6 protein-coding genes are annotated in these 11,092 nt (G+C 50.6%); all 6 read right to left on the minus strand.

Features of this window, described 5'->3' with window-relative positions; translation table 11 throughout:
- Positions 1–199 precede the first annotated feature (199 nt).
- The 6 genes from AB1611_12925 to AB1611_12950 all read right to left on the minus strand — a co-directional run bounded on the left by AB1611_12925 (position 200) and on the right by AB1611_12950 (position 10,505).
- Positions 200–496 (minus strand): HU family DNA-binding protein, encoded by a 297-nt coding sequence (locus tag AB1611_12925; protein MEW6380493.1) that lies wholly within the window; start codon positions 494–496, stop codon positions 200–202.
- 288 nt (positions 497–784) lie between these two features.
- A complete protein-coding gene (locus tag AB1611_12930) occupies positions 785–1,396 on the minus strand; it encodes a DNA-processing protein DprA (GenBank protein MEW6380494.1) in 612 nt (203 codons plus the stop codon).
- A gap of 266 nt (positions 1,397–1,662) precedes the next feature.
- On the minus strand, positions 1,663–2,817 hold the full coding sequence (locus AB1611_12935; protein ID MEW6380495.1) for a PDDEXK nuclease domain-containing protein: 1,155 nt from the start codon (positions 2,815–2,817) through the stop codon (positions 1,663–1,665).
- Between the two features lie 70 nt (positions 2,818–2,887).
- Positions 2,888–7,003, minus strand: a complete 4,116-nt coding sequence (locus AB1611_12940) for a transposase (GenBank protein MEW6380496.1) — start codon at positions 7,001–7,003, stop codon at positions 2,888–2,890.
- Positions 7,004–7,006: 3 nt separating this feature from the next.
- Complete coding sequence (locus AB1611_12945) at positions 7,007–10,396, minus strand: helicase-related protein (protein ID MEW6380497.1); 3,390 nt, start codon at positions 10,394–10,396, stop codon at positions 7,007–7,009.
- Complete coding sequence (locus tag AB1611_12950) at positions 10,380–10,505, minus strand: hypothetical protein (protein ID MEW6380498.1); 126 nt, start codon at positions 10,503–10,505, stop codon at positions 10,380–10,382. Before AB1611_12950 ends, AB1611_12945 begins: the two co-directional genes overlap by 17 nt.
- Positions 10,506–11,092 lie beyond the last annotated feature (587 nt).

The raw sequence follows: 11,092 nt of genomic DNA on the forward strand, positions 1-11,092 counted from the left end.
ATCAGGACCTTGCCGGATTGGTTGTTCTCTGCGTCTCTGCGTCTCTGCGGGAGATCTTTTTTCCCTGTGTGCTTTGTGTCCTCTCTATATTATAAGCTTGGCTTATGTAAGTGCCATTCCACTTAAAAGCTTTATAGGAATCTCTTCCCAATATATCCAATCCCAGCCTGTCCGAGAGCCAAGACAGGCTGGGATTGGGTTATTCTGAAGTCCCATGCCCATTCAAGACCTCCTCCTTGAAAATATTTGAGGGCTTGAAGGTTACTACTTTTCTTTCTTTGATCACTGCCTCCTTACCGTTCCTTGGATTCCTTCCTAATCTCTGATTTTTCTCCCGGACACTGAATCTGCCGAATCCTCTTATTTCAACCGATTCACCCCTGGCAAGTGAATCCCTGACCAGATTCACAGTGCTTTCGTAGATCTGCCTTGACTTCTGCAAAGTGAGATCCGGAAATTGGTCCTTGATAGCTTTGATAATTTCCTCTTTGGTCATTGAGGGCTCTTGAATATAAGTTGATGTTAATTGAGCAAAGGATTCTTATTGGCAAGAATAATACTGTAAAATGGATTCACTTGCAAGAAGTAGGTCTTACAGAAAGATGGATATTCACTGGGATAGGCATAGGGATTAGGAATACCTGTTTCTATCCCCCAGCACGCCTTGATATTCCCGTAACCTACTGAAACATTGGTAAATCGCTTATTAAATCCTTTCAGATTTTATCAGATTTTTCTGCTGATTCCAGGAAAAGTTACTCATAAAGTTACTCATAGGATGGATCTACGGATAACTATGTTCATATAGCTGGGCTCCATTCTGGATGAGGTTGGCGTTTTCTTTATCTGCAAATGTCACAACGATTTGTCCCCTCCTGATCGCATGGTGAGCAACGGCCTCGGTCTTACCGCCAGATGAGGCGTGAGGAATGAATACAATATCTGCTAATGCGGCGATAAGTTCATTTCGTTTCGCTGCTTGGGCTGACGTAGTCCTTCGAATCTCAGGTCCAAACATCGACAGCACAAGAAGTCTGCCATTCTCCAATGCCTGCCGACTCGATTGTCCGATATGTAGCCCGATAAGACTTCTGGCCGGACAAAGGATTATAGGCTGTGATCCGCGCAGGAGTAAATCCAGGCATTCCCGCTCCATGGGTGAATGGAACCCTCCAGCGATCACAACGCCCGCATCCCGCAGTTCGCGGATGGCATCGAAGGTCTTGAGTACGATGCTCCCTGGGCAGCGAACCGAGCACAGCAGGCCCATCCGGTGCAGTAGCAGGATGGTTGGGTTACCCAAGACTGCAATAGTCAATGGCGCTTCAGTGCCCATCCTCTCAGTAAGTATCTTAGGGTAGTGATCATCACCTTGTTGAATCCACTGGATTTCCATCTCGTTCCTTATAACACTTTCATTCAAAGCAGGTCCAGCAAGTCATCCTCCGGCTTTGAATCTATCCCAAAACTATAGATATCGATAGGCGGAGTATCCTAATCCTACATCCCTTTCATCTATTGGTGCGGGATAAGGATGTCTGAGACGTCGTTTCAGGACTTTAAGGGTGGGATTTTGATGTCTGAAACCTCAAGGCAAAATATGCCATTTACTCCCTATCCATTGTTGTGCATCAGTTTGAGATTCCTCCAGTTGACTTAAATCTATGGTACATCACCAACCTCCCGGAGTTTCTCTTCAAGGAATCGCTGGAGATCCTCTTTCTTGGGCAGTTCGAGTTGGTATTTGGAGACGAATAATTTATTATCTATGCCAGCGAGGGCATATTCGACGAGAGTGTGGTCCTTATGAGTGCAAAGCAGAATACCGATTGGTGGGTTGTCACCTGCGGCCATCATGTTCTTGCGGTACCAGTTTACGTAGGTGTTGAGCTGGCCGAGGTGTTCGTGCTTGAACTCATCCACCTTGAGCTCGAGTAATATATGGCACTTCAAGATGCGATGATAAAAAACCAGGTCCACAAACCCGGTGGTCTTGCCGATGAGAATATGCTTCTGTCGCGCCTCAAAGCAGAAGCCGTGACCAAGTTCCAGCAGGAAGTCCTGTAACTTATCCAGCAAGGCATCCTCCAGATCAGACTCGCTCATAACTTCCTTTGATTTGATGCCGAGAAACTCGAAGATGTATGGGTCCCGGACGGTAAGTTTCGGCTCAGCCTGCTCCGCTCCTGACTGTACCAGTTCGGCCAATTTTTTCTTGTTGTTGGAAAGCCCGGAACGTTCATAGTAGAGGCTGGCGATCTGGCGTTTGAGTGCCCGTACAGACCAGTTGCCACGGATGCACTCAACCTCGTAAAATGCCCGTTTAAGGGGATCATCAAGCTTGATCAGCTCGACAATATGCGTGAAAGATAACCGATCAATTAACTTCTCAGGCGGAATGCCCAATTGTGAAGTCTCCGATCCCACAATTTGGGAGTCAGCGGCCTCCAAGACTGCCGGAAATTCGGAAATCGCCGATTTCCTTTTTTCCAGCATGCCGAATTTGGAAATCAGTGATTTCCGAATCTGGGGATATACCTCGTAGAACTGGCGGCATAGTCCCAGGTAGCGCCCCGTATAGCATTTATCTAAAGCTGCCTGTAGCGTCTGAGCCAATGTATCCAGGAGCTGCTGTCCGTACTGAGCCCGGTCCTCCCCGTTCTGTTCATACTCACGAATATAGAAGCCAATAGCCCAATTTCGCATGGTAAGGCTGATGTTGACCGCCTTGCCCGCCTGCGCGGCGCACTGCTCATGCACATCCTGAATTGCCTTAACCAGGGCACCAAAGTCCATCATCTGCAGATTATCGGCCATAGTTGAGGTCCTCCGATACCTTGGATGTCAACGTCAAGTTGTAGGGACCATTCTCATTCATGAATGGCTCCTATTCACTGTCATCATCGCAGTCTGACTGTCCGCCAGACAAGCCCATCCGGTACTTGATATCGTAATTGATGATAAAGTCCAACTCCTCCTCCGTGAACCCATAGTGCCGTGCCAGCACCCGGTCAATTTCATCGATGATGGGTTTGCAGGTGCGTGGTCGGAATTGCTCATATCTTATTGCACCGGTAATGCTATGGGATGCGGCAATGATTTCTGCCGATTTATCGAGTTGATTCTTCAGCTTGTAGGCTGTCTTGCTCATGTCCTCGTTTCCGAAAGATTTGGGGACGGGAAAGGATTTATAATCTGAAGGATTAAAGTCCCGGCAATTAGTGCGGACTTGATAAAACCAATAAAACAGTGTGCTGTTTAAGATGCAAAAGGCTCGGTCGCGAATCATATTAGAAGCAAACGCCATCTTGTTCTCACGGGTTGATGACGATTCCATATCGCCCCGGAAGAATTTCGGCGGGCGCGGTGTGATGGTAAACCAGCTTCCAACGCCAGTAATCTTGTAGAATAGCTTGTGGGGTAAGTCAGTTTTCGACAACCAGCTCTCAAACCAGTCCTTGCATTGCAGCATCTTATTGATCACTCCAACCTCCATTTCGGTTGAAATTTTTGGAAAGACACCCGGCAATGTATCGACCGAAATGGTAATAAAGGCCAACCTCTGAAAGACATGTTCACGCTCTTCATTGAACCACTTGTTATAGGGAGTGACGGATAAGATAGTGGTTGGCGTCTTTGTGGCAGCCCGTTTGGCGAGAATGATGGCCAACCGCGCATGGTGCATCCCGTCGAAAAGCTTTGAGGGGCGATCATCGTAGGTCGAAGACCATACAAAGCTGGAACTTTTTAGAATGACTTCCCGGCAAGAAGCCATACGGATTGTCGAAGTGATGGGCTGCTGAACAATGAACCCGAAGCGGGAATTTTCATGCTGAAGGGCAAATGACCGCTCAGTACAAAGGGCGTAAAGGTTGCCGCAAGACTCGGTAAAGAAGTTCCGGGGGTGGTATTGGACGCTGACCTTTGAAAGCTCCACATACGGCGGATTCCCAATAATTACATCAAATCCGCCGCTGTTCATGATCCCATAAAACTCGACAAACCAGTGAAACGGCTGATGGCTGGCCTTCCATTTGGCGAATGCCTCCTCGTAGGCCTTTTTCGTCTTGAAACTATTGGCTGCAATGCCATACTCCCCGGCAAGGTAACGGTCAAGCTCATCGTCGAGCTTCTTCAGTCGGCAGTGCAGTTCCTGTTTATCCTCATGGGTGACCTTGCCGCCGTAAATAGTCTGCTGTGCGCGGAACTGTTGGAATGCGCGCTTGATGAGCTCGACGTCCTCCTCAAACCGGCGATAGACGGCTTCGGAATCACCGAGCATGAGCCTCATTTGCCCGCCAGCTTCCTGCTTGAAAGCCTTACGTGCCTGCTTATCGGTGGCATAGCCGATAAGAGTATTTCCAGCGCGGATATTAAAGTCTATATCAGGCAGGGGCTCGATTTGCTCCACCGCCTCGACTTGGGCGACCAGTTTAAGGAAAAGCCGGAGCTTGCAGATTTCGACCGCTTCTTCCATAATGTCCACACCGAAGAGATTGTTGATAATGATGGATTTGAGGATAAAGTAGCGCTCGTTGGGATGTTTGGCGATTTGTGCCAGAACTTTCTTGAAGTCGCTGTACTTGAGATTTTTCGTGGCATGGGCATCCTGCCCATGAATAGCAGATGATACAACTGTGGCTGCAGGTTTCACGGGCGGGACGCCCGTGAAACAATTACCAGTACCCACCCAGCGCCAGTTTGACAAGCCGGCACCGTCTGGATTTTGGAGAACGTATTCCACTTGCTTGTAAAAGTCTTTCTCGTCGCGGATGAGATGGTCATAATACTCGGACTGCCACAACTCGCCGCTGCGTCCGAGCAGACGATTGATCTCCTTGGAAGTGTAGGACTTCCAGGAGTGGAGAATAGCAGGCAAGTCATGCCCCTGAGTAGGGGTCAACACAACATGCACGTGGTTTGGCATGATACACCAGGCTATGAGGTAGTAGCGCTGGCCGTCGAAATGCCGCAGCGCGTTTTCGACTATCGCTGCCACACGTTCATCGCGCAGGCAGCAGCAACCCTGACCGCGATCAAGCCATGCCTCGATCTTTTGGGAGTGAAGGCTGGCCAGACGATGGCGTTCGCTATCGCTTAACGTGCGTCCCGATTGTGCGGCGGTCTTGACGATATTCTCCCGCTCGAACAGCCATTCCTTAAGCACTGTGGCTGGCAGCGAGTCGAATAGACGGAAAGTAACAGCATAAGTGGCGCCTTCCTGGGTCCAATGCGGCAGGTAGGCACCTTGACGGCAAATGAGAGTGGCATGGGCATCCTGCCCATGAATAACAGATGGTATCACTGTGGCGGCATGCTTCACGGGCGGGACGCCCGTGCCATTATTTGTATCACTACCCATGCCAGTGCCTATGTCATTATCCACATCCTCGATAAAGCGCTCCATGCGTTCGAGGCAATCGCTGTACAGGGTTTCCAGGATGCGCAGGGCAGCGAAGAGAAACGCGCCAGAGCCGCAGGTGGGATCCAGGATAGTGACCTTTTCAATGGCCTGCCAGAAAGCACGGAGCATTTCAGGGCTCTCGGTATTGAGGATAGCATCGCGGGCAAACTGCCAGATGTCCAGGTTCAGGGTAATCAGGTCATTGATAGTGTGGACCTCGCCAGCTCGGAGTTTTTGGCGCAGTTCCAGACAGCGCTGGCGCCGTGCGACATGCTCGCGCCATATCTCGGTGGGAAGTGCGTAAGAGTCATCAGCGGGTTTATTCCAGCCGCTGCGCTGAGAAACGTCCTGAATGCCTGCTTCAATTTCTTGCGGCAACTCAATTACGTTGCCTTCTTCGTCAACTACCCCATATCGCATGGCCGGATAGATGTAGCGGTCGGGATTATCGGCCAGCAGGCGCCAGAGGAAGCCATCTTTTTTGAAAATTGCAGGGCATTTTTTCTCGGCAGCATCAAAAAGGAATGGGATAATGGTATTCTTGCTGATGTATTCGGTAATGTCTTCTTTGGTATAGTAAGCCCCCATTTGTTTTTGGTTGATATACTTCTCGAAAATATAGCCAACCACATCCGGGTTGATCTCGTTATCGGCACGCAGGGGCCGCTCATCCAGGTGCCAGGAATATTGGTCGAAAAAGTCGAAGAGTTTCTCAAATGCCTTGTCCGGAATATCGATACTGGAGTTTCGCTCTTCAATCTGGTGAACCTCGAAAAAACCGCCATCGAGGAAGGGAACCTTGCCCAGGAGTTTTTCGAGATCAGCGTCAATTTTGCGGTCTTCAGGGGACTTGCCCAAACCTTCGTGGAAGAGGCGCAACAGGAAATAGCGGTAAAATGACTGGAACTTGTCCTTGCCTTTGGCCTCTTGGACCATCTGAAGACGATTACGCAAGTAGTCGATATCGCCATCGAGAAAGCCCTTCTTCTGGATGAAATAGACGAACATAAGGCGGTTGAGCATGAGGGACGTGTACCACTGGAGGTCAGCATCTTCTTTAATGCCCTTGATGAGTTTGAGGAAAGCGGTGTGCTCGGCCTTGAAGCGATCATAAAATCTTTTGGTAATCCTGTCTACGTCGAAGGCGGCCCGGGCTCGGCCAGCCACATCCACAATGGTGATATTTTCCTCCTCGTCAAGGCTGATGGCGATCTGTTCGAGCCGCTGGATGAGCCGGTCACCGGATTGATGCACATCGAAGTGGTGGTCCCGGCTGGACATGGGTTTTCCGGGCTCACGGCGGACCCACTGCCAGACCTGCCTGCCAGAAGGCTGGTCGGCATAGATCACGAAATGTTCGCGAACGGATTTGGTGATCTGGTGATCAATCTTGAGGCGTGTAGACCGGTCGGGAATGGAATCGCAGATAAAAGCCACAAAGCCTCGTTTCTGGGCGATAGTGGCCAGGCGGATGCTGCTGCCATCTACGGGGATATCGATCTGGCTTTGGTAATTATCCCAGCCCAGATGCTCGCGGAAGAGTGTGTTGAAGTCGAAGGACTTGAGACATTCCCTCACTTGGGCAAAATCTATCTTCATAGTTTAGTTCTCTCCATCAGGTTTAGCCAAGCCCATCGAACAGATGACCTGCGGTTCGGTCGACTCTTCATCTTCTGAAACCCGGCACAGGCGACCATCCTGGCGGAGTGAAATCACCAGTTCGGCCAGTGCCTCATTGGTGATACCGCTCTTGAGTTGTCGGTTTAGTATGTCGATGGCTGATTGGAGCAACGGGTACTTATAAATGTCTTCAATGGCTTTCATCAGTTCGGGCATGGCAGAAAAAAGTATGCCCTTGCAGTTGTCCGTATAGGTTTTGAGCCGCTCGTAGGTGCGAAACCTCGCGCCGGATGGCCGACCAAGCTGACCGCCCACGGATTTCCCTGTCTCGATGATCAGTTTCACGCCCTGGGCGACCATAGCATGGTGCTGCTCATGGCGGGGCAGTGCTGGTGTATCCGGCAGGCATTCGGCTGCTTTCAGAATGGCGAACTGTGATTCGGTGACACTCCTGCCTGCCTTGTCAATCCATGCCAGAGCGTCATGGCCTGTTGTGGTTCGCAGATAAACCAGCGTTCCTTCCGGCTGGTCATGAGTAGGCTGGTAAGGCCGGGTGGAGTAGACCACATTCGGCAAAGCCGTGATGACCTTTTCCAGTTTCGGGTCCTGATCAATGGCGTTCTTCCATATCTGGTAGGCATAGGAGGCCAGGTCCACTTCAGTATCATCATCGCCGTCCAGAATGCCGGACTTTTCATTGTAGATATCGATTAACGGGAGGTCATCCTTTTCATCATCGAAAAACGCCTCGTCTGTACCGACAACCTCGGCGTTCTCCCGCAGGCGCTGACGTACGCGGCTGCGAAGGCGAATAATGCGCTCAACTCCATCAGCAGGCAGAAAGGAATAGCAGAGGATGCTGTCAGCCTTTTGCCCGATACGGTCTACGCGGCCAGCGCGCTGGATCAGGCGGATAATAGCCCAGGGCAGATCGTAATTGACAATGATGGCGCAATCCTGGAGGTTCTGTCCTTCGCTCAAAACGTCGGTCGCCAGCACGATGCGAAGTTCATCGCTGGCCGAGACCTTATCGCGCTTATTGTTGCTAACGGGGCTAAACCGGCAGGCGATGGCCGTGGGGTCAGCGCTATCGCCCGTGACACCCGCAACTGCGGCAATTCCACGGCCTTTGAGCTGGCTCTCGAGGTAATTCACTGTGTCAGCGAATTGGGTGAAGATAAGAACCTTATCTTGTGGATGTTGCTTTGCCAGCAGGTTTATAAGCGCATGGAGTTTCTCATCCCGGTCAGGGTCCCACGGCCCGGCTAAAGTCAAAACGCTCATCAGTGCATTGGCATCATTGCGGAGATCCTTAGCCAATGCATTGCCAAAGAGATCTGCCCGCAGCCACTTGAAACGCCTCCGGAAATGCGATGCATACATATTGTAAACCCCGGCGGCACGCCGGGCAAAGTCATCCTCGGTGAGCGCTTGGCCGACCTGGCGGATCGGGTCACTTGTGCTGTCGTCATCCTCATCGCCAGCCGGATTCCACAAATCACTGTCTTCATCAGTGGCCCAAGTGTCGAGAAGCCCGATGTCCTGAGTACCGATAGGCAGCAGCAGGTCATTCTCGATGGCATGCAGGAAGATGTAGTTACGGAGAATATGCCGTTCCAAAGACAGAATGAAGGCATGGCCGCTGCTCTCCAGCCGTTTGAAAAGGTTGGTGCGGCAGAATCCTTTGAGGTGTGAACCAGCCCGTGAAAGGTCAGCCAGTATTTTAGCTTCATCCGGTGCTGGCGGTTTGTGGGGAGTAGGTTTCTGGTAATTGCCCAAACCGTACCGGGGCAAAGCGAGATGGTTGACTGTATTTACTACATTATCTGCAAAAAGGCGGGCGTACTGATCTTTTTTATCTCCTGGATTGATCACGAACTTGACAGTTTTAGGGACACGGGTCGGGAAATATGATCTGGTGCCGTCGATGAATTCGAGACACTTGCGATTGCAGGCCGGATCGAGTTTTGCGTAGTTTCCCTGGATAAAGCTGCGGGTGCGGCGTACGAGGTATAACCTCATCAGGTCACGCCAGTCATCGGCATACTCGCTCTTCTCGAATGCTGCCAGTGACCTCACGGGACACTGGTGGCGACGGATAAACTCCGTCTCTCCAAGTTCACGAAGCAACCGCTCAGGCCGAACACCGATGTCCTCCTGCTCGTCGATAAAGAGGCGGAGCTGATTCGAGAGGTCGATATACGTCTTATTGTAGGGCGTGGCGGACAGCAATATCACCCGGCTGTCATTAGAGCTGATGTAATCCGCAATAAAGCGGTATCGTTTGCCTTCGCGATTGCGGAGGTTATGGCTCTCGTCAATGAGTACAAGCCGGTAACGGGGCAGATCGGGCAACTCCCGTTGAACATTGGTAATCGATAATACCTTGGCACGAAGTCGATACTGCTGACGGTAATCCTCCCACATCGAAACAAGGTTTTTGGGACAGATGATCAATGTCTCCACTCCGTGGTCATCCTCGAAGATGCGGGCGAGCGCGGTAGCCATTAATGTTTTCCCAAGCCCCACAACATCGCCGATCATGACACCCCCACGTTTATTCAGGTGATGGGCGGCGATCTTCACCGCAGCCTTCTGGAACTCGAACAGGGTATCGCCAAAGTCACTGGGGATGCGGAATTCAGTCAGTCCGGCGCGTGCCTCCTGGGAAAGGTGATAGGCCATTTTCACATAGATATGATATGGCGGGATCGGCTCCGGACGCGCCCAACTGCTATTGATGATCTCGACGAGTTCCTTTGAAATGTCCAGGCAAAACCGGTCATTCCATCGCTTCTCGAACCACTGGGCAAGCTTATCGCAGGCGTCATGGTCGAGCACGTCTATGTTAAGCTCACCCTGCTTGCATAAGCCCGCAAGGGTAAGATTGCTGCTGCCCAGATAGCCGATTTTGGGGTTGATGGGATCTTGTCGAAAGAGCAGGTATAATTTGGCGTGAAGAGGGTACCGCAGGAACAGCTTGACCACCAGTTTGTTAGCAGTAATCTGGTTAGCCAGCCGGCGGAGCCCTGCTTCATCCTCGTTGGTCGGAATGCCGATCATGAGCTGATCTCGGAAATCCTGGGCGAGTCTTCTCTTCAGTACAAGAGCTGTACCTTGATCGATCTGATCCTGGCCTGGCAGTAGACTCATCACAGAACGAAGCTGATCCTGGGGCATCTGCTGCATACCAACCAGAAGCCTGCAGCAATGGCCGACACCGCCTTGCCACTTCTCGACCAGCTCATCAACCAGCCGCCATCCTCGAAGATTAAAATACCCAACGCAAAAGTCAGCCCGTTCGGACAATCCCATTGCTTCTGAAAGAGCAGTCAGAAGATGATTATCGATGTTATCAAATACCTGGGGCATGATAGTCCTCCTTGCGGTTCTCCGGGGTATTCGTGGTCGTGGAAAATACTGATGTATACCTGTAGGTTACATACAGGTCGGTCGATAGCCACTTTTCGGAATCGCTCATGGCGGATGGTTTTCTGGGAGGGACAACTGCCTTCCCTGCTCAATTTGTTGAGAGTTGACTTTTTTATCTTTAGATAAAAGGTTAAATCTTGATGGTCAGAATATCACTTAACCTTCCATAATCAGAAGCACATTTCCATCTACGGGCAGGAATCAATCCAATGTACCTTATAATGATTTTTTAGTTTACAGTTAGCGACTGTTGCTGTCAAGCGCTTTTCCCGGAGGGGACATCATTACGTAACAACGCTTGCCGAGATTTCTCCTGTCCTGCTGTCCCCCGGAGTGCTTCCAGGGCTCTGGGAAGGAGCAGAAACAACCATGCTTCGGGAGGTGGTGAGCATCTACCTTCTGCTGAGATTATTATAAGATCCAGATATCTGGTGGGTATTCCAAAAAACATTCAATTGAGGTAAAGGATCGGGAAAAATAGGGCAGAAGGAGCGATTTTCGGCCTTAATCTGAATGGCACTTACATAAGAATTAGTAATTCTCCCGCAGAGACGCTGAGACGCAGAGGATATCATTGAAAAGTAAAAGTAAAATAAGTTCCTCCTTGTGCCTTTTTACTTTTTGCTTGCTTCCAGG

Source organism: bacterium (assembly GCA_040755755.1).
GTDB lineage: Bacteria > SZUA-182 > SZUA-182 > DTGQ01 > DTGQ01 > DTGQ01.